The sequence below is a fragment of the Leptospira levettii genome, from assembly GCF_002812085.1.
Taxonomy (GTDB): Bacteria; Spirochaetota; Leptospiria; order Leptospirales; family Leptospiraceae; genus Leptospira_A; species Leptospira_A levettii.
In genome coordinates, this window is record NZ_NPDM01000008.1 from 30722 (window position 1) to 51591 (window position 20870).

Here is a 20870-nt window from a genome sequence, read left to right on the forward strand (position 1 = left end):
ACGACAAAGATTACAGAACTAAAAAATGATTTATCCGAAACAATTTCATGGAAAAACGCGAGACATTTCTCTCGAATCCTATTATTACCATCGTTTTTCGAACGAAATTCAATTCCCTTGTAATATTTATTATTCTCTAACCCTAATCACTCCCGATGTTCCTATGCGTGAGATAGACTTTCTAGTTGTATCACCATATGGTGTGATCACCATCGAATTAAAAAACGGTAAGTGGAGGCAAAAAAAAGGAGAGTGGGAATTTTATAATGTAAGAGGTAGGGAGTGGGAACCAGTTGAAGGAAAGTCTTATAAAAATCCAATCGAACAAGTAACCACACAAAGAGAAATCATTCGCGAATTTTTCAAAAATCACAATCAACTTGTCGATTTATTTCCAGAAGAATATTATGATAGTGCAATTTTCTTTTTAAAAAACGAAAGAAAAGAATTCCACCTACCCAACGACCAAAACTTATTTGTGTTTGGTGGCAAGGAAGTAGGAGAAGATACAAGCCTAAATACTATTTTAGAATCCATTTTTTATCGAAATGGAAGAGAACCACTTCCCGATTCCGTACTTGTCAAAGCACATGAAATCATCAAAAAGAATCTAAATTTTTTCCAAACCTTTCGCTCGAAAAAAGAGAAAGAAGAAGAGAACTTATTATTTTTTACTGAAGAACAATTTAACCTTGTGAAGGGAATCAGTCAATATTCGCATAACTTGGTTTTTGGTAGTTCAGGTTCTGGAAAATCCATCCTTTGTGGGGAACTCGCCTTACAAAATGCAAGGAAAGGGAAAAAAGTTCTCTTATGGCAGGGAGCAAAAGCTCTCTATGAAATTTGGAAAGAAGAACTGAGTCATATCCCAGAAAAAAACAATATAGAACTCATTTCCCATTATAAAGAAATCAATCACAATCACATCGATCTATTACTTGTGGATGGGATTGAAGAAATCCTTACTGATGATAAACAATCAGAACTTTTTTTATATCTTTCTAAATTCTTTTGGGAAGAAAAAGATTGGATCCTTTTTGTATCTAGACGATTCAAGTATTCCTCTACTCCAATTTTGGATTATTTACAATCGTTACCTGTCCATGTTTGGGACATCAAAAGGAATATACGAAATTCACCAGAGATTGTTACATTCGCGAATTCCTTACTCGATGATTTTTCAGAAACACCCATATTAGATAATTTTTCAGACATCCAATTCATTAAAAATGATGAAGACTTAACCGATCAGATGCGCTGGTGTTATGGTTACGCAAAAAAAGTTTTGGAAATCGAAAATGATGAAATTGTAGTATTGTATCCATCGGAAGAATCATTACTTCAAAATGGTTTAAAACAATTTTTAATGGAAAACCAAATGCGCCATTATTCTTGTAAGGAATTTGCAGGTATGGAAGAAACATGTGGAATTTTGATTGGATTTGAAAATTGGCATTTAACAGAAACTAAAATTTTATTGGCAGAAACAATATTAAAAATTCGGAGTTTGGTCTGTGTATTTTACCCACCTAACGAAGAAAAGGTAATCCAGGGGATTTTAAAAAAAGGTGACTCTGGCCCGTAAGCCGGATTCTGTTTTAGGCGATCATTTATCTAATGCTCTCTACCCACAACCTGGCGGGACAGGCTCATAACGGTTGTTTACTTGAGATTGCACATCGGAGGGTTTACCGGCCATTGTTTTCACAAACAAAGCGGTGGGCTCTTACCCCACCATTTCACCCTTACCTACCAAGGTAGGCGGTATTCTTTCTGTTGCACTTTCCGTCCCTTCCTCCCTATTGCTAGAAAGAAAAAGCCCAAGCATTACTTGGTCCGATTGTCCCCTAGTGTCCGGACTTTCCTCCCCATTATTTCCAGAGGGAAACAAAAAGGCGATCGCTCGGCCAGAGTCCCTTTCATGGAAATTTGATTTCGGAAGTGCGTCGAGGAGTATTTCAATACTTTGGCACAATTTATGCAATTTGATCTATGAATTGAAAACAGTAAGGAACCAACGTATGAAGTCTTATCATTTCGCTCTCTTTTTCATCATTTCCATTGGTTTGTGGGCAGAACCTCAGTTGGACCAATCTGTGGAAGAAATCTTAAGCCACACTCGCCTTTCTCGTATCCCAATGGTCATCGCCGAATTGGAAGAACGATCGGCAAAAAAAATGGAATCAGGAGACTTCTTGTCTGCAAGAGATGATCTCAAAAAAGCAATTTTACTCAAACAATCAATCGGAATGAAAGATACAGAAGGAAACGCACATCTACTCTTCCAAATGGCAAAATTGGAAACAAAACTAGGTCACAGTTGTGAGGCACTTCATTATACTTCCCTTGCCAACCAAATTGTGAAACGAGTGGGAATCCGATCTGATTCCTATACATTAGCACAATGGAATGGAAAGGAAGTGAGTCCAAGGAAATGGGAAACATGCCAAGAGGTATCTTGGTTACAAGAATAAGAGTTCCAATGGAACTTTCATTTCGTTTCAGTTTCCTTTTTTTGAAATTTTAAAGAAGCAGAGTTCACACAATAACGAAGTCCTGTTGGTTTGGGACCGTCAGGAAATACATGGCCCAAGTGTGCTCCACAATTTTGGCACATGATTTCTGTTCGAACCATCCCGTGGGTTTTGTCAGTTTCCGTTGCGATCACTTCTTTCCTTACTGGCTCATAATAACTTGGCCAACCACTGCCAGAATCATACTTAGAATCTGAAGAAAACAAAGCCTCACCACAACACACACATAAATACGTACCTTTTTCTTTGTGAGCATAGTATTCACCAGTGAACGGCCGTTCGGTGCCCTTTTCGCGTGTCACTTGGTACTGCAGTGGAGTGAGAACCTCTTTCCAATTTTGATTTTCCATTGTATCGTTTGCCTCTATTAATTGAGAATAAGTATCAATATCACATTTATTTTTTTTAGGAACTGACAATCTTGTGACAGTACCCAGGATGTATTTGATAGAATAAAATTATGTGGTCAAACCTGATTCTACTCCATTCGACTGATCCCATCTCTAAACCTTTAGACGATTCTCGTCTAGAGGTTTGGAAAACTTGTCAAAGGACTCTTGTGTTCACTGACAATCGGATTTTTCCCATGGAAGGTAATGAACGTTTTTTTGACGGTTGGGAAGTTTACCATGGTTATGATGCCTATCGATTTTTACTCGAAGTGGTCTCGGGTCTACGATCCAAATTATTCGGAGAGTCAGAAATCCAAGCACAGTTTCGGGACCGTTTCCGTGAAGAAAATACAAGCGGTTCCAATTTTGGGACTTCACTACTCCGCCTCCGAGACCAAATTTTAGAACACACCAAACAAATCCGATCCAAGTATCTTGTTGGCATTGGCAGACAAACTTATGGAAGTGTTACCGAATCCTACTTACACAACCACAAAGAAGTCACCCTGCTCGGTACAGGTAAACTCGTAGATTCGATTTTGCCCTATCTTGTATCCAAGCAAAAAGTAGTTCGTTTGATTGGTCGTAACCAAAACCGACTCCAAGAACTAAGTGCCCTTTACCCTATCTCCACATACCATTGGGAAGATTATAAACCAAACAATGAAGCGATCATCATAGCTTCAAGTTTTTTGCCTTTTAACTGGGATGAGATGATCAAGTCATCATCAATCATTTTAGATTTTAGAGAAAATAAAATTGAGAACAAAAATTATGATCACTACATTCCACTTTCACAAATTCTAAATGACTTACACGAAACAGATGAACAAATCCAAGCAGTCAAAATGGATTTACAATACTATCTCACGGAACTCACAAGAGAACGGGAGGAAGAACAACTTCATATTATGAATGGATGGGAAGATTTACTTGTCTGAAACAATCAAAATAGGAGGTAGGTCCTCCCTACTCTCTCGCATTCAAATCCACACTGTCAAACAAGCGTTAAAAGAAAAAAACAAAGAGTTAAATTTCGAAACGGTGTTTCGAGAATCATCCGGAGATAAGGATTTAACAACTCCACTTTGGCAATTTGCTGGCCAAGGAATTTTCACTAAAGACCTCCAAGAAGACTTACTCAATCATAAATTGGACATTGTGATCCACTCTTTTAAAGATATGGATCTAAAGGAAAGAAAAGATACAACACTTATCCCTATTTTAACTCGTGAAGATGTACGTGATGTATTATTATTCAAAAAAACAAAATGGATCAATTTGCCAAATGAGATCACAATTCTAACATCTTCTCCTAGACGTGAATACCATATCAAAGAATTTCTGAAAAATTATTTTCCAACACCAATCAATAATTTTGAAATCAAAATTGAATCTGTACGTGGCAATATCCAAACGAGGCTTCGCAAATATTTAGATCATGAGTCCGGTGGTATTTTAGTAGCAAAAGCTGCTTTGGATCGAATCTTAAATTTCCAAGACAATGATAATGTACTACCTGAACTAAAAGAAGTAAAACAACTCATTCGCGATACATTAAATCTTTCCTTATTTATGGTTTTGCCTTCTTCTATTTTTCCTAGTGCACCCGCACAAGGTGCGTTATGTGCAGAAATCAGAAAAGAAGACGAACACCTTAAGTGTTTGTTAACTCAAATTGTTGATCCAGAAACCGAACTCACTGCAAACGAAGAACGAGAAATATTGTCCAAGTATGGTGGGGGTTGCCACCAAAAAATTGGAGTGACTGTTTTAAAAAGGGATTATGGGAAAGTCACTTTTGTGAGAGGAATCACAGAACAGGGAGAAATCCTATATGCGAAGGAACTAGCAGATAGTCCTGATTTATCTTTTACCAAAGAAGAAGTTTGGCCACCTAATGCAAAAATGGCGGCAAGGCAAAGAGAACGTCTCACTTATAGCATTCCAAAAGACGTTGATGTATTTGTTTCAAGAGGGTATGCGTTTCCCTTAGATTTATCAGTAAACCCAAGTAATCAGATATTATGGTCAGCTGGACTTTCCACCTGGAAAGACCTTGCTCTTCGTGGATTTTGGGTGAATGGAACTTGTGATGGACTCGGTGAAAGTGAACCTCCCGAAATTGATTTAATTTTAGGAAGAAAACCTAATTTTGTAAAACTGACCCATATGGATTCAGATAAACATTCTAGTGTTTATCCCGTGATTCCGACCTACTTTGTTTCAGCACCAGAAATACCAATCCCTTTTGACACATCGAAAATCAAAGCTGCTTACTGGAGAAGTGGATCTGAATTTGACATCGTAACCAAACGATTCCCAGAACTACTGAATGTAATCCATTTTGTTGGTCCAGGAAGCACGTTCAGAAAAATTAAACATGCGCTAGGTGAAGAAGGTTCTAAAAACAAAATTTTTGTTTCCTTATCTTTTGAATCTTGGGCAGAGAAGTACATCAAACAATGAAAACAAAATCCCTTCGACTTCGTTCCAATAAGTACTTACGCCATTTGAGTGAATCAGGTTCACTTAACGTAAATAAAATGATCCAACCATTGTTTTTAGTAGAAGGTATCAATGAAAAAGAACCCATCAAAGGTTTACCGGATGTGTATCGTGATACCAATCAAACAATATTGAAACAAATTGAATCAGATTTAAAATCTGGAGTTTCACAATTTTTACTCTTTATGGTGCCAAATGAAAAATCGGACACAAGTTTTTCAAAGGACTTTTACCAATCCAATATCAACCAAATTAAAAAAACTTTCCCTGAAATGTTTTTGTGGTTAGACACATGCATTTGTTCTGTTACAACAACGGGACATTGTTGTCATTTTCATCCAAAGGGAACTATCAATTTAGAGTTAACGTTAAAACGATTGTCCGAACTTGCTTTAATCTACGCTGATTCTGGTGCTGATGGAATTGCCCCTAGTGATATGATGGACGGACGTGTATTATCACACCGAAAAATTTTAGATGAAAACAATCATTCTCATGTTCCCATTATGAGTTATTCCACGAAGTTTAAAAGTCACTTTTACGGTCCTTTCCGAGGAGCAGCAGACTCCTCACCGCAGTTTGGTGACAGGAGTGGATACCAACTAGACGTTAGAGATAGAGACACTGCCATTCAAACATCTGTTCGTGACAAAGAAGAAGGTGCTGATTTACTGATGGTAAAACCAGGTATGACTGCTATCGACTTAATTGGTCCCATCAAAGAAAAAACGGGGCTTCCCACTGGTGCCTACCAAGTGAGTGGTGAATATGCAAGTTTGGTTTACTTAGCGAAAGAAGGATTTTTAGATTTTGAAGATGGTTTAAAAGAAACTTGGGATGTATTTCGTAGAGCAGGTTCTTCTTTTTTAATCACATACGGTGCAAGGATTGCAAAAAGGATATATTCATGAATTCTGAATCTTTATTCGAAAGATCAAAACAAGTAGTTCCTGGTGGAGTCCATAGCCCAGTAAGATCTTTTTCTTCCGTTGGTGGAACTCCCGTATTTTTTAGTGAGGCAAACGGCGCCTATCTTAAGTCAGTCGAAGGAAAAAACTATATCGACTATTGTTTGAGTTTTGGGCCACTTCTCTTTGGCCATAGACATCCTGAAATCCAAGAAGTTGTGGAAGATACTGTCAGGAAAGCCTGGTCTTTTGGTGCTTGTGAACCTTACTCCTTGGAACTTGCTGAGTTCATCACAGAAAGAATTCCATGGGTCGAAAAAATACGATTTGTAAACTCGGGAACGGAAGCTGTTATGAGTGCCTTACGTGTGGCAAGAGCTGCCACTGGACGAAACAAAATTCTGAAATTTGATGGTTGTTACCATGGCCACCTTGATCAACTTTTAGTGAAGTCAGGTTCGGGCCTTGCAGGCCTTAGTTCCAGTGATAGCAAAGGAATTGGACCTGAGATCATTCAAAACACACTTGTCCTCCCTTTAGATGACGAAACTAAGCTAGAAGAATTGTTCCAAAGAGAAGGATCAAATATCGCTTGTTTGGCGATTGAGCCATTACCTGCGAATTATGGTCTACTTCCACAAAGAATTGAGTTCTTAAAAAAATGCCGTGAACTAACGACTAAGTATGGAGTATTACTTTTATTTGATGAAGTGATTTCTGGTTTCCGAGTTTCTTTCCAAGGTATGGCTGGAATCACAGGAATTGTCCCTGATCTGGTCTGTTATGGAAAAATCATCGGAGGAGGATTTCCAGTTGGAGCTTATGCTGGAAAACGAGAATTTATGGACCTTGTGGCACCAAGTGGTCCTGTTTACCAAGCAGGGACTTTGTCTGCAAACCCAATTGGGATGCGAGCGGGGCTTAAAACCCTTACAAAAGCTTGGAATGAGAATCCGTATCCTAACCTGGAAACAACCACCAAACAATTCACAGATGGAATTATAACTCTACTAAAGGAATCTGGTGATCCCAATTGGGAAGCAGTAACGTTTGGAAGTTTGTTCTGGCTAAAAGGAAAAACAGAAAAACCGATCAGAACGATTGCGGAGATTCCAAGTTCTCACAAATCCAACTTTGCAACTTTTTTCCACAAACTACTAAACCAAGGTGTGTATCTAGCACCAAGTGGTTATGAGGTGGGATTCTTATCCACAGTCCATACGAAGGAAATCATCGATCTCACACTTGAAAAAATTAAACAGGCATTAAAGGGCTAAATTATGATCACAACTAAATACCACAATGAACGTTTTGCAAATGCGATCCAGTTAGTTCCACAAAATACACCTCCAATTTGGTTTATGCGCCAAGCAGGGAGATACCATTCTCACTATCGTAAACTCAAAGAAACTTATAGTTTTATGGATCTATGCAAACAACCAGAACTGGCAGCCGAAGTAGCGTTAGGTCCCGTAAAAGAATTTGGATTTGATGTCAGTATCTTATTTTCTGATTTACTTTTCCCATTAGAAGCACTTGGTTTGGGTCTTACCTACGATCCAGGCCCTAAACTATCTTTCTCACTAACCTCTTTAGCTGATCTCAAAAAACTAAAACCTGTTGATGAAGCCATTGAAGGTCTCCGTTTCCAAAAAGAAGCAGTGATCCGAACCAGAGAAGTGTTACCAAAAGATGTTTCCCTAATTGGTTTTGTTGGTGGCCCTTTTACCCTTATGACCTATGCCAGCATAGGAAAACATGATGGAAATTTATCGTTTATCAAAACAAACCGAGAGTTTGTAGATCAGTTTTATTCCATTCTTTTACCACTTCTAAAACGAAACATCGAATTACAATTGCAAGGTGGTGCAGAAGTCGTCATGATGTTTGATACCGCAGCTGGAATGTTAGATCCATTTAATTTCCGAAGGTATGTCACCGAACCCATAACAGAGTTAACTAAAGCATTCCCCAATCAAGTTGGTTATTATGTCAAAAATTCAACAGAAGCACAAATACGGCAAATTCATTCCATTCAAAACCTAGTTGGCTTTGGAGTGGATCACCGGTTTTCTATGCCAACCATATTACAGGAATTTGGTGGAAAAGGATTTGTTCAGGGCAATTTTGACCAAGAGTTATTATTTGCTGACAAATCAACCCTCAAACAAAAAATCCATGAATACCTATTACCGATAAGAGATCTGGACCCAAAAGATCGTGTAGGTTGGGTGGCTGGACTTGGACATGGTGTATTACAATACACTCCAGAAGAGTCTGTGCATCTTCTCATCGAAACAACAAGAAAGGTGTTTAATACATGAAACACTTACTGCAAAAATACGATACACCTGCTCCAAGATACACAAGTTATCCAACTGTACCGTATTGGACTGATTCACCTACAGTTGAAGAATGTATTGAATCTTTGGAAACACATCTTTCCCCAAAAGATTCAAAACTTGCAATGTATCTTCACATTCCATTTTGTGAAACATTATGTACTTTTTGCGGATGTAATACATCAATTACGAAAAACCATACGGTTGAAGAGCCGTATGTCAAAGCAATCCGTACGGAACTCGATCTTTATATGAAGAGTGTATCTTCTCTTAAAGGAAAAGAGCTCAGCGAACTTCACTTAGGTGGAGGAAGTCCAACTTACCTTTCCGATTACAACCTTCAATCGACAATCGAATCTATCTTAAACCAATTACCCTCTTCGAAAGACCCACAATATTCCATTGAAGTAGACCCAAGAAGGACAAGAATCTCCCAACTTAAACTTTTGCACAATTTAGGTTTCAAACGAATTAGTTTAGGGGTACAAGATTTTGATCCAGAAGTGCAACGATTGGTAAATCGAACCCAACCTTTTGAACTGACTGAAACTATCACCCTAGAAGCAAGATCACTTGGATTTAATTCAATTAACTTTGATTTAATTTATGGATTACCCAAACAATCCTTAAACTCCATGTTATACACAATGGAAAAAACATTAGAATTAAAACCAGATAGAATTGCATTTTATTCTTATGCCCATGTTCCATGGATCAAAGCATCCCAACGTTTGTTCACGGAAGCAGATTTACCAGATCCAACTCTCAAACGAGAATTATATGAAATGGGAAGGTCACTTCTCGAAAAAGAAGGTTATAGGGAAATTGGTATGGATCATTTTGCTCTTCCTCATGACAAATTATGGAAAGCATTCCATTCCAAACAGTTACATAGAAACTTTATGGGATACAGTGACTCCAAAACCGATGTGATGCTCGGACTTGGCTCATCTGCAATTTCTGAAACACCAAATTTATTTTTTCAAAACATCAAACTAGAAATGAAATATAGAAAATCTCTTTTGGACGGAAATTTACCGATCCTAAGAGGCCATAAACTTTCTGACTCTGATCGTTTGCGTAAACATTTAATCTTGGAACTGATGACTTCTTGGGAAGTAAAAGTACCAATAGATTTGTTAAACTACACTAAAGATTTTTTATCTGAAATGGAAAAAGACAAATTGGTTTTATGGAATCAGGAAACACTAAGTGTTACAGAGTCAGGAAAACCATTTTTAAGAATCATTTCAATGGCATTTGATGAAAAACTCCAAACGACTAAACCAGCTGGTCCCGTTTTTTCAAAAGCGATATGAAGGAAAATGTCCATATCTTAGGAGGTGGGATTACTGGCCTTTTTATGGCATACCACCAAGTAAAAAAAGGAAATTCTGTCACACTGTATGAAGAAAAAGATACATTAGGTGGTGTGATAGGAACACTAAACAAACCGGAAGGTTTAGTAGAACTTGCTGCCAATGGAATTCTTTTGACTAATGATATCAAATCCATGTTAGATGACATAGGTTTATCACCTGTATTCCCCAAAAAAGCATCAAAACGAAGGTATTTTTGGATCAATCAAAAATTATCACAGTTCCCAATCTCAATCTTAGCAGGTACAAAATTACTATACTCGATTTTTCTCAAAAAACTTAAATTTGATCCAAATCTAAATTTTGAAAATTGGGGAAATCAAATGTTTGGATCTTCTGTTACAAAAAACATCATAGAACCTGCTTTAGGTGGAATTTACGGTACACGTTTGTCAGAATTACAACCAGAAACTATTTTTTCAAAATGGGACGGCAGAGGTAACAGTACGATTTTTAAAGAGATCAAAAAAAACAAAAAGAAAACCTACGGAACGGTTTCTTTTCCCAATGGAATGGGTGATCTTGTTACCCATCTAGTCTCTTACTTATCTCCAAAAATTACCATCAAAACTGGTTTTTCATTTTCTAACTTAAACGAAATTCAAAATTTAGATGGTTCTGTCAAAATTTGTATTTCACTTAAAAATTTATTACCAATTCTCGATTCGGAAATCAAATTCGAATCGAAACCAAATTTGTTGACTATTTCCACCTTGACAAGGTTTGGTGAAACTAAGCTAACAAAAAAACCATGTTTCGGTGTATTATTTGGCAAAAATGAAGGAGTGAATGCGTTAGGTGTTTTATGTAATTCCGATATTTTTGATGGTCGAGTCAAAAATAAATTAAATTCCGAAACTTGGATATATCCCAATTTAAATGCTAATATTCGTAACGATTCGATTGAATCTGTTTTAGAAAAAGATAGATCTTTCATCACAAAAAAAACAGAATCGAAAGTAGCTGTTTACCGAAAAACATGGGAAGGTGTTTTCCCTGCGTATGACTCTCATTTATTCAAGTTCAACCAGTTTCTTGATCAATTTGAATTAAACTGGTTGTCCCAAGGAAAAAATATCAAATTTTATGGAAATTACAGAAAAGGAATTGGCCTTAGATCAATTTTTGAATCGACAATGTTTTAACGATTCTCCTCCATTTTTTTTACAAATACATTCATTTACCATTGTATCGGCAAGTAACACTCGTTCTGCCAAGTATTCCATAAATGGTTTGTAGATACCAAATGCAGGGATACGGACAAAAGATTTTCCGCCATTTTTCAATGTGAGTTCTTTAAACTGTTCTCCAATTTCTTCTAATGTTTCCAAGTGATCACTCACAAAACTAATGGGATTCACTGCTATGTGTTTGCCTTCTTTGGAAAGTGATGTAATCATTTGAATGGTGTTTGGTTCTGTCCATTTGGCAGGGCCAACTTTACTTTGGTAAGAAACATGTACATTGCCTCTGAAACCAAACTTTCGCAATTCCTCAGAAATTTTTTTGACGCAAATTTCTACATCTTCCATATAACGATCACCCTTGTGAATGAGTCGCATAGGAACACCATGAGCAGAAAAAATTAGATCTAGGTCTTTCCAATCACAATTCGGAGTTTCATGCGGATAATGTAAAAAATCATCGGATTTTAATTGGTTTGTAAAAAACTCATAAATAAACCTAGCAGTGATTTGGTGAAACTTTGGTTCCAAACCAAAATGTGGGATATAACCACCACTTCCCACTGGGCATTCACCAAACTTAGATTCTAAAATCGCCAATGTTGATAATACGGTAGACCTGGAAAATTGAGGGTAAAGTGGTAAATACAAAGTATTTGCATCGGGTTTGGTAAACTCATCCTCTCTAATATTAGGATATCCGCAAGTCATGGAAACTTTTACCTTCCATTTTACTTTCGTTTGTTGGTTAAGAATTAATTCCAAAACCTTTGCTTGTTTTTCTGTTTCGTCCACAAGGGGAGAACCACCTCCAAAACCCATAGATTCATAAGTACTTTGCACTTTAGGAGCCCGTTTTTTTGCGATGAACCTTGCCAATCGAATGCGTAAAAATTCAGGCAATGGCAAATCGAATACAAATGGATCTGAAAATAAATCTCTTAGGAATACTTCAATTTCAGAGGATGTTCGAGGTCCTCCCAAATTCACAAGGATCAAAGTTTTTTCATTATTAGTTGTCATAGGTGATGTAGTCACAGTGTGGGTAACGAGAACAAAAATAAATGGTTTTTCCATTTTTCCCTAATTTGGTTTTGATGGTTCCATCCGAACACTTTGGGCAAACTTTTTTCTCTGTAAGACTTAGACTCTTTTCCTTTGGTAGATGTTGGTTCTTATTTTTTTTGGAATGAGCATTTGTTTTGATTGCTGAACTATCAGAAACAGCTTTTTCATTCTTCGTGGTTGTTCCAAACTCAGGCCCATAAGAATCTATTTTTTTCCTTGGTGATTTTATAATTTGTATTAACTTCGCATAAAATGCTGAAATTAATTCCACTCTTGAATTTCTGTTCTCCGTGATCTCGTCCAGCTGTTGTTCTAAATCTTTTGTAAAGGATTCACCAATTAGATCATGAAAGTTTAAATCCAAATAACCATCCACTTTCATTCCCAAGGCAGAAGGGCCTATGTTTTTTTGGTACTCAACAATGTACTTTCTCAGTTTTAATGTTTCAAGAATGTTTGCGTAAGTGGAAGGACGACCCACTCCCGTATCTTCCATTTTTTGGATTAACTTACCTTGGGTATATCTTTCAGGAGGTTCTGTTTCCTTTTCTAAAGTCGAAAAAGATTCGTAGGAAAAAACATCTCCCACTTTTGCATCCAATGGACTTTTCTTTTGATTCGAAATTGGTTCTGGAAAGTTTTTAAACCCACCATCAAAAATTCTTTCAAAGGAATGTGTGAATACATGTTTTCCAATTGGGAATTCATATACAACCTCTTCACCTAATTCGGGCTTCATGAGAGAGACTAAAAATCGTTCCCATATCAATTGGTAAAGTTTCCATTCGTCTACTGTCAAATAATTCCGAATCTGATTGGGTGTTAGATTGGGATTAATGGGGATAACAGCTTCATGAGCATCTTGCGAAAACTTTTTCTGTTTGGACTGTTTTCCACTCCCTTCCAATAGAAGTTTTGGATGGTGTTGTTTTAAATAATTCTCACCTAACTGAAGTTTGGAATCGGAAACACGAGTGCTATCAGATCTCATGTAGGTAATAAGACCTACCGTTTCTCCCGATTGTAATTTTTTGCCTTCAAATAAACTTTGTGCAATTCGCATCGTTTTTTTTGAATCAAATTTTAAAGCTCGAAAACTAACTTCAAGTAAACTGGCAGTAGAAAATGCCTTTGGAGGATTTCGTTTCAATTGTTTTATTTTGATATTTGATAATATGAGTTCCTTTAGCTTAGAAGGTTCAGGGATCAATCCCAGTTCTTTTACGATCGCATTTACATCTTCTTGATTCAGTTTTTCTTTCGTATGGTATTTGAGTTCGATTTTTTGTTTTTTCAAACTACCATGAAGTTTAAGTAAAAAATAAGTTTGTTTTGTAAAGTTTTGGATTTCCCTTTCCCTTTCACAAATCCAATGTAAAACGGTAGATTGAACCCTTCCCGCAGATAAGGTTGGTATTTTTAATTGTTTCCATAAATCAGGTGATACTTCAAAACCAAAAATTCGATCAATCACCCTTCTCGCTATTTGTGATTCAATTTCCCCTAAATCTAGTCCATTTTTTTTCTCTAATTGGATGTTCAATTCAGCTTTTGTAATTTCTTTTAAACGTAAGCGGTAGATTGGTTTTTTTACTTTTACCAATTCATCAAAACAATGTTTAGCGATAATCTCACCTTCCCTGTCCGGATCACTTGCTATATAAATTATAGAACATTTTTTTGCTTTCGAAACAATAGAGGTAAAGAGTTTCTTTTTCCCTTTGAGCCATTCATATTCAGGTTCAAAAGAGTTGGAGATATCCACTCCATAGGATTTGGGTGGCAGGTCTTTGATATGACCTTTTGTTGCGACAACCAACCAATCCTTACCTAAGTAAGAATTGATGGTTGAAGCTTTTGTAGGAGATTCAACAACAATTAAATTGGTGATTTTAAAATCCCATCAAACAAAGATTAAACGAAAAGTCCTTCCACAGATAAATATCTTTCACCTGTATCATAACAGAAGGTAAGCACTTTGGAACCTGCAGGAATTTCTTTTAGTTTTTTGGAAACTGCTGCAAGGCTTGCACCGGAAGATGTTCCGATAAAAATCCCTTCTTTTTTGGCAGCAAGAACAGCCATCGTGAACGATTCTTCTTTTCCAACAGTGATGATTCCATCGAGTAATTCTGTTTTACAGTTTTTAGGAATGAAACCAGCACCAATCCCTTGGAGAGGGTGTGGGCCTGGTTTACCACCACTGAGTACAGGAGAACCTTCAGGTTCTACAGCAAATACTTTTAGTTTAGGAAATCGTTTTTTTAAGTTTTCTGCACAACCAGAGATATGCCCACCAGTTCCCACTCCAGTGATGATATAGTCCAAACCATCTGGAAAATCTTTCGCAATTTCTTCTGCTGTTTTTTCTCTATGAACTTGGATATTGGCATCGTTTTCAAACTGTTGTGGCATCCAAGCATTTGGATTGGCAGCTACCATTTCTTGTGCTTTTGCAATCGCACCTGGCATTCCTTTTTCCCTTGGAGTGAGTTCAAACTTAGCACCGTAAGCTGCCATAATTCGGCGTCTCTCCACTGACATATGCTCTGGCATCACGAGAGTAATCGCATAACCTTTCACAGCTGCAACCATTGCGAGACCAATCCCAGTATTTCCAGATGTAGGCTCCACAATGATGGAATCTTTTTTAAGTTTCCCTGATTTTTCGGCATCTTCAATCATCGCAAGGGCGATACGATCTTTAATCGATCCACCTGGGTTCTGTCTTTCTAGTTTCATATAAACTTCGTGATCAGTTCCAAACAAACGAGACAATCGGATATGTGGTGTGTTGCCAATGGCATCTAAAATACTATTAAATTTCATAATTTCTCCGTTTAAGTCACATTTTTAAAGAAAATCTAGATTTGTCCACAATGAAATGGAATAAGTCTAGGGGTTCCGAAATGAAATAAGATAGGAATGATCTTCTTTCATTTGTGATAAGACATTTGGGTGATTTTCAATGTGAATCGCCTTTTCTAGGTAAGGTGCTGCAATTCGAAGGTCTAATCGGCGTAATGCCTGAGAGGCTTTTTTCCTTACTTCTGGATCTTCATGGGATAACATCTCTGTCACTGCTTTAAAATTTTGATTGGGCAATCGTTCTAAACCGACAATGGCCGATAAAATAGAAATTTTTGCATAAGGAACCTGTTCCTTCCCAAGGCCGTCCGCAAGAGAACTGATCCACTCTTTACGATTGGATTCATACATTGCATCGGCTGCGGAACTTCGGATATAAAAATTTGGGTGAGACAATGCTTGTTTGATGGTTTGTTCGGAGGATTCCGTTGTTGGGAGTGAACCTAACGCCCGTAACATCTCACCACATGCCAAAACCATGGAAATTTCACCATCTTCGTAAAAGTATGGACTCGAGGTAGAATGACGATCGGCAACACCGTCACTGATTTTTCTTACTTTTGGTGGGTTGTATTCGATGATGGAAGCAGACTCTTTTTGAAAGGTTTTGATGAGAACAGGGATGGCAATTTTGTCCCCTTTTTTTGCAAGAGCCTTTGCCGCATAAAATTTCACAGCGGGGGCATTGTTCTCACTCGTTGGAAAATTGGGTGTCCCTTCTAAAGCAGAAAGTATGTCCCGATACCCTCTATTGGATTTAATAAATGTTAAACGGTCAATGGCATCACGAATTTCGAAGATATCAGAAGAGGAAAGTCGTTTCCTTTGGGTTTCAAAAAAGGCCTCATCTTGTTCTGAAAATAAACTGACATTCCATAAAAAGACGAGTAGTAGAACATGTTGGAATTTCATTCCTTCCCCCTAAAATTGGAGGACATTCTAACCTATTTTGGCTAATTTTCTTTTAATTTTTCTGCGACTTCTTTTAATTTTTCGGATAAGTCGCCAAGGGTTGCTTTGTCTTCTTCCAAAATGGATTGGCTGAATTTTTCCAAATCCTTTTGGATTTGTTCCTTTTTTTCACTCGCACGGGATGCCATCTTTCGGAGTAAATCTTCTCTATAGAGACTAAAATCCACTTCCTTCAATTCCCCGAGTTCCACCATCGAATTGACAATTTTTTCCAATCGTTCGCGGGTAAGGTAATTGGCACCAATTCCACCGAGGACCAATCGTTCAAAAAGCCCAGAAACATCGCGACCTGTCTCTCGGATGAGAGAAGTTAACATAAAATTAGAAAAATCTTCATTCCTTTGGCCAAGGCTTACCTTTAAAAAAGTTTGTCCGAGGATTTTGGGTGTAATATCTTCCCCGGAAAGGTTGTCTTGGACTTTGATTTCTTCCCCACCAATGATCATCTTTGCCACATCTTCTAACGTGATGGTGGAACTTGTTTCTGGATCATAGAGTCTACGGTTTGCGTATCGCTTGAGGAGCTTCATCGGAGATGCTTTTTAAAATGACTTTCAAGCCTAGGGGGTCAACTAAAATACAATCGTATGGACTCACTATTCGGAGCCGTTTTGACACAACTCCCAGATCGGGAAAAAGAACTTATCATTGCATGGTTACAAGTAAATGGGTCCGTAGTGAAAGAATGTACAAGTAAAAATTGGAAAGATTTCCCTGATTGTATACGAGTTTTTTCTAAACCAAGTCCAGAATTAGCCAAAGAACTTTTGGATTGGAGCATAGAACCAATCTTATGCGGACAATTTTCAAAAGAAGAAAAAGAGGAATATAAATCTATTGGAGTATCCTTTTTATGGGATAAACCTTTTCAGAAAATTCATACTCTACCTCTCCTCCCAGAGCCTGAAAAAAAATTAACGTGGATTGTTTGTACAAAAAATCAAATCCTCGACCAACACATTTCTAGGGTTTTAAAAACTTTAGGGTATTTTGTTTTTACGGAATCCAATCCTGAATTTTTATTCAAAAGATTGTTAGTTGGTCCATGTCATTTTTTGGTATTGGATTGGGATAAAGTAGATACAAAGTTGTTAGTTCCAAATTTAGAAAAAATCAAAAGAGAAAAACCATTTTTGTCAATCGGTATCAAAGATTTTAGTCGAGAAAATCTTTATCGCGATTTAAAAATGGGGATCAGTGGAATCTCAGAAGTGCTCATTGATGGAAAGGACTTTTGGAAGGTATTTTTGGAAAGTTTTCCTCTCACAGAAGAACAAGGTGAAGAAAAACATTGGAAAGAATCAGTAAAATCAGTATCCAAACTAACGTTTACCTTCCAAGAAAAACGAATCCCCGTTTCCATGAAACTCTCTGATGTCACCAGTTTATCCGCAGATCAAACTTTCCAATCCATAAAAGACCATATCGATTTATTTAGATGGTTTGTGAGTTAAGGAAATTCAAAATAGAAGACCATGCGATTCATTCAAATAATAACATGTCATCACTTGAAAGTTCACCCGCTCCTCGGTTTGGAAAGGCTTGTTCAAAAAACAAAGCAGCTAACAAATCAAAGTCTTCATCTTCTTCCCGATTCTCCATTTCCCAAAGTTCATTCCTTCGTTTGATGAGAAGAGATACGGTTGCATCTTCCAATGCAAACTCGATTTTCAATCGATTTAGCGTTCGGATCCAAAAGTTTAAATTATAGATACTATAATCACGAAAATAAGTAAGACCTGCAATGGTTGGTTCGTATTTGAGTAATGCCTCTGTTAGGTAACAAGCAGTTTTTAAATCTTCGGTTGCCCCAGTTTCTTTATAATTGCGATAGATATGGTGGATGGTTTCGTGCATCGACATTGTGGAATGGTAGGAATCTTCAATGAGACGAATGGAATCAGGGTGTGATTCCATATACCCAAAAACATCTACAATTTCATTTTTCGCCTGAGCTTCTTTTCTAGCCAAATCACATTCTTCGTCAGTAGTTTTTGGATCAACTAACAAGATGAATAGATATTTGGTTTCAAATGCAAACCTGGATTCTTTTGGAATGTAATATTCGATCCAAATAGGTTCTTTGTAGTAATCAATTGACTCTTGGAAACTCAGTTCGGGTGTAACTTTGAGTGATTTGAGTTTTTTTACGTCATCGGTGATGACTTTTTTCCCTTCAACCCTTGTTTTACTTCGTTTGATCTGCCGGAGTTCCGACTTATTCAAAAGTGGCTTGGGTTTGAAGCTCGAGTCCATATTAGATCATCGACAGTTTAAAAAAAGCGCAAAAGAAAAGAACGGATCCAAAATCCAATGGGACTCAAAATTCCAGAATCTGCAAAAACAACCTTTCCGTTGGCATCGATAAAGAGTGTGGTTGGATAAGCGGAAATCCTCCATTCCTTTAACATTCGGTAATCTGCAGTGTAGATCGGATAAGTGGATTCAGAAGATAGGTGGGAGAGGATTTCTTTTGTCTCCTCTGAATCTTCGGATTCTAAAACAGACAAAAACATAGTTTCTTTTGGTAAAAATTTTAAATTGGCTTCCAGGATGGGAGTGTAGGCCTTACACACCGTACACCAAGTTGCCCAGAAATAAACCACTTTCGGGTGGCCTTTCCATGAGTTAGCTTCCGTTGGGGTTGTTGCGAGTGCCTCAATCGGAATGGATGGGTTTGTGTCCTTTGCCTTAAAGTAGGCAAAACCTAATGTTGCCGAAAAAAAGAAAACAAAGGCAAACACCACTTTCCAGCCATAAGGCAACTGCTTCCAAATTTTCATCTCTATTGGTAGACTGGTAGATGGCTCGATATGTTCCCAAACATCAAAAATAAGATGAGGACAAGCCAAATGACACCAGAGACGAGCACACTCACATCGGTGAGAATGGCTCTTGTGGGGTTATGGCCCATATTTTTGATGTAAATGATATAAAGGGAACGAAAAATCGCATACACAACAATCGGAACTGTATACACCATATAAGGAGTTCCTAAACTTTTTGCCGTATCGGGACTGACAGTATACATCACATAACTCACAAGAGTTAAGGTTGCCACAACAGCCATCATCAAATCTAAAAATTCAATGGAGTATTCTTCCAAAATTTTTCTATGTTTGCCAGCATCCGTTTTTAGGATATTGATTTCACCTCTCCGTTTGGAAAATCCCCAAAAGAGTGCGAGCATAAAGGTACAAAGTAATAACCAATGCGAAAATTCAACACCAATGACGATGGCACCAGCAATGGCCCGAAGTACAAACCCGATTGAAATACTCATCACATCTAAGATCACAATGTGTTTTAAAACCTTGCTATACAACATATTGAATAATAGATAAAAGATGGTTAAATAAAAGAATACAGGTGAAAGTTTGTAAGAACCAATCAAAGCGATTGGCAAAATAACGCCTGTTATTGCAAGAGCTATTCCAGAATCCAAATCCCCACTGGCAAGAGGACGGTGTTTTTTTTCAGGGTGTTTTGCATCTTCCTTTTGGTCTAAAAAATCGTTAAAGACATATTGGCAACTTGCAACAAGTGAAAAAAACAAAAATGCCAAACATACCTTTGTGAATGAAGGTACATCAAAAATTCGTTTTGAAAAAATTAATCCAGCAAACAGGATGATGTTTTTGATCCACTGTGGGATCCTCATGAGTTTAATGTATAAAAAAATCATTTTTTCTTAACTTTGTGGGCTTCAATGTATTTCATTTTGACTTTGATCATTTTGGCACCTTCCACAGTTGGAAAAACCAAATGGATCTGGGGGTCTCGCCCAGTGGTAATCATTTCCAACAATTCACCTGGTTGTTGTTTTCCTGCAGTTTTAATATCTGATATTTTTAAATAGTCTAAAACATCTTGTGGGATAAGACTTTCACTGACAGTGATTTTTTTTGAATATAATACTTTGCCTTTGGCATCCAGTATTTGTAAATCATCCAAAACAAATCGAATCCCCCTTTGTTCCAAAGGATCCATTCTGAGTCCGCCAAATTTGCTCATAGGTTCTGGTAGTGTAAATACATATTCATTCCACTCACCAAGTCCCGATTTTGAAACAGGCAACGAAACCATAGTTAAATCAGAAGTTTGCGGATGATCTTTATCCACAAATGTATACATTTTTATGGTCTGATCTTTGAATGTAGGGAATTTGTATTGGTAATAAAATATTCCAAAAATCAATAATGAAAGAATGGATGTTGTCAAAATGATTCGAATTTTACGAATATGATTGAATTGATCCAATCGTGTGAACCATTTGGTTCGAAAGAGTTTTTTTGATTCTTTAGTCAAAAAGTCAAACGTAATTATACAACCATCAAGAACTTCGTTTAACTTAGCCTCATCCTTTTTTTCTTGTTTAGAAAAAGATTTTAAGAATCCAAAAGCTTTAGTTTTAGTTTCTGGAGTAGTAAATGAGCTTAGATCTCCATCATACAAAAACTGTTTTCCATCATGTAGCATTTGGTAACAATTTACCAAATCGTAAACAAGTAAGTTTATTAGAATATTTGCATCTTCCGGTTTATCATTAGAGACAAGAATATCCACTGATTCCAAACGAGACTCTATTTGTTCGAGTTTTTGCTTTAAATCTTTTTTTCGAACCTCAAATTGTGTTTCTTCCGCATTGAGTTCAGGAGATTTCCAATTTGAGTTTAAAATTTCTTTCACTGACATTTTCACAACTACCAATCCTG

General features: G+C 37.1%; 19 protein-coding genes, 1 other RNA gene and 1 pseudogene. 10 read left to right on the top strand and 11 right to left on the bottom strand.

Annotated features, from left to right (window positions below):
- Nucleotides 1-25: 25 nt before the first annotated feature.
- Nucleotides 26-415: pseudogene (locus tag CH354_RS18555) on the top strand (nuclease-related domain-containing protein); the annotation flags it as partial.
- A gap of 1151 nt (nucleotides 416-1566) precedes the next feature.
- Here CH354_RS18555 and rnpB read toward each other — a convergent pair.
- Nucleotides 1567-1915: RNase P RNA component class A (gene rnpB, locus CH354_RS16990), an RNA gene on the bottom strand.
- A gap of 106 nt (nucleotides 1916-2021) precedes the next feature.
- On the opposite strand from rnpB, the gene CH354_RS16995 reads away from it, so the two are divergent.
- Nucleotides 2022-2474: an LEPBI_I1174 family sigma 54-regulated protein gene (locus CH354_RS16995; protein ID WP_100727588.1), complete on the top strand. Its 453-nt coding sequence runs from the start codon at nucleotides 2022-2024 to the stop codon at nucleotides 2472-2474.
- 17 nt (nucleotides 2475-2491) lie between these two features.
- Here CH354_RS16995 and msrB read toward each other — a convergent pair whose 3' ends face one another.
- Nucleotides 2492-2884, bottom strand: coding sequence for a peptide-methionine (R)-S-oxide reductase MsrB (gene msrB, locus CH354_RS17000; RefSeq protein ID WP_100727589.1), 393 nt, complete (start codon nucleotides 2882-2884; stop codon nucleotides 2492-2494).
- A gap of 110 nt (nucleotides 2885-2994) precedes the next feature.
- On the opposite strand from msrB, the gene CH354_RS17005 reads away from it, so the two are divergent.
- From CH354_RS17005 to CH354_RS17035, 7 genes are read left to right on the top strand one after another with little or no spacing between them, the layout of a single operon-like run.
- Nucleotides 2995-3867, top strand: coding sequence for a Rossmann-fold NAD(P)-binding domain-containing protein (locus CH354_RS17005; RefSeq protein WP_100727590.1), 873 nt, complete (start codon nucleotides 2995-2997; stop codon nucleotides 3865-3867).
- Nucleotides 3860-5395 (top strand): type 2 periplasmic-binding domain-containing protein, encoded by a 1536-nt coding sequence (locus CH354_RS17010; RefSeq protein ID WP_100727671.1) that lies wholly within the window; start codon nucleotides 3860-3862, stop codon nucleotides 5393-5395. The genes CH354_RS17005 and CH354_RS17010 overlap by 8 nt, the downstream gene beginning before the upstream one ends.
- Entirely contained in the window at nucleotides 5392-6345 is a 954-nt protein-coding gene (gene hemB / locus CH354_RS17015) for a porphobilinogen synthase (RefSeq protein ID WP_100727591.1), read from the top strand. Before CH354_RS17010 ends, hemB begins: the two co-directional genes overlap by 4 nt.
- Entirely contained in the window at nucleotides 6342-7619 is a 1278-nt protein-coding gene (gene hemL, locus CH354_RS17020) for a glutamate-1-semialdehyde 2,1-aminomutase (protein WP_100727592.1), read from the top strand. Before hemB ends, hemL begins: the two co-directional genes overlap by 4 nt.
- 3 nt (nucleotides 7620-7622) lie before the next feature.
- Nucleotides 7623-8666, top strand: coding sequence for a uroporphyrinogen decarboxylase family protein (locus CH354_RS17025; protein ID WP_100766549.1), 1044 nt, complete (start codon nucleotides 7623-7625; stop codon nucleotides 8664-8666).
- On the top strand, nucleotides 8663-10003 hold the full coding sequence (gene hemN, locus CH354_RS17030; protein ID WP_100727594.1) for an oxygen-independent coproporphyrinogen III oxidase: 1341 nt from the start codon (nucleotides 8663-8665) through the stop codon (nucleotides 10001-10003). The genes CH354_RS17025 and hemN overlap by 4 nt, the downstream gene beginning before the upstream one ends.
- Nucleotides 10000-11208 (top strand): NAD(P)-binding protein, encoded by a 1209-nt coding sequence (locus CH354_RS17035; protein WP_100727595.1) that lies wholly within the window; start codon nucleotides 10000-10002, stop codon nucleotides 11206-11208. Before hemN ends, CH354_RS17035 begins: the two co-directional genes overlap by 4 nt.
- Here CH354_RS17035 and hemH read toward each other — a convergent pair.
- The 5 genes from hemH to CH354_RS17060 form a co-directional block, all read right to left on the bottom strand.
- A complete protein-coding gene (gene hemH, locus CH354_RS17040) occupies nucleotides 11182-12270 on the bottom strand; it encodes a ferrochelatase (protein WP_100727672.1) in 1089 nt (362 codons plus the stop codon). The two genes, CH354_RS17035 and hemH, sit on opposite strands and share 27 nt — an antisense overlap.
- Nucleotides 12260-14161, bottom strand: a complete 1902-nt coding sequence (gene topA / locus CH354_RS17045; RefSeq protein WP_243396146.1) for a type I DNA topoisomerase — start codon at nucleotides 14159-14161, stop codon at nucleotides 12260-12262. Before topA ends, hemH begins: the two co-directional genes overlap by 11 nt.
- A gap of 68 nt (nucleotides 14162-14229) precedes the next feature.
- On the bottom strand, nucleotides 14230-15144 hold the full coding sequence (gene cysK / locus CH354_RS17050) for a cysteine synthase A (RefSeq protein WP_100727597.1): 915 nt from the start codon (nucleotides 15142-15144) through the stop codon (nucleotides 14230-14232).
- 66 nt (nucleotides 15145-15210) lie between these two features.
- On the bottom strand, nucleotides 15211-16095 hold the full coding sequence (locus tag CH354_RS17055) for a HEAT repeat domain-containing protein (RefSeq protein ID WP_100727598.1): 885 nt from the start codon (nucleotides 16093-16095) through the stop codon (nucleotides 15211-15213).
- Nucleotides 16096-16136: 41 nt separating this feature from the next.
- Entirely contained in the window at nucleotides 16137-16685 is a 549-nt protein-coding gene (locus CH354_RS17060; protein WP_012388157.1) for a polyhydroxyalkanoate synthesis regulator DNA-binding domain-containing protein, read from the bottom strand.
- A 57-nt stretch (nucleotides 16686-16742) separates the two neighbouring features.
- On the opposite strand from CH354_RS17060, the gene CH354_RS17065 reads away from it, so the two are divergent.
- Complete coding sequence (locus tag CH354_RS17065) at nucleotides 16743-17609, top strand: hypothetical protein (protein ID WP_100727599.1); 867 nt, start codon at nucleotides 16743-16745, stop codon at nucleotides 17607-17609.
- Nucleotides 17610-17637: 28 nt separating this feature from the next.
- Here CH354_RS17065 and CH354_RS17070 read toward each other — a convergent pair whose 3' ends face one another.
- From CH354_RS17070 to CH354_RS17085, 4 genes are read right to left on the bottom strand one after another with little or no spacing between them, the layout of a single operon-like run.
- Nucleotides 17638-18411: a hypothetical protein gene (locus CH354_RS17070; protein ID WP_100727600.1), complete on the bottom strand. Its 774-nt coding sequence runs from the start codon at nucleotides 18409-18411 to the stop codon at nucleotides 17638-17640.
- Nucleotides 18412-18428: 17 nt separating this feature from the next.
- A complete protein-coding gene (locus CH354_RS17075; RefSeq protein WP_243396138.1) occupies nucleotides 18429-18920 on the bottom strand; it encodes a TlpA family protein disulfide reductase in 492 nt (163 codons plus the stop codon).
- Nucleotides 18921-18940: 20 nt separating this feature from the next.
- Complete coding sequence (locus CH354_RS17080) at nucleotides 18941-19840, bottom strand: decaprenyl-phosphate phosphoribosyltransferase (protein WP_100727602.1); 900 nt, start codon at nucleotides 19838-19840, stop codon at nucleotides 18941-18943.
- Complete coding sequence (locus CH354_RS17085) at nucleotides 19837-20850, bottom strand: hypothetical protein (RefSeq protein ID WP_207762712.1); 1014 nt, start codon at nucleotides 20848-20850, stop codon at nucleotides 19837-19839. Before CH354_RS17085 ends, CH354_RS17080 begins: the two co-directional genes overlap by 4 nt.
- Nucleotides 20851-20870: the final 20 nt, after the last annotated feature.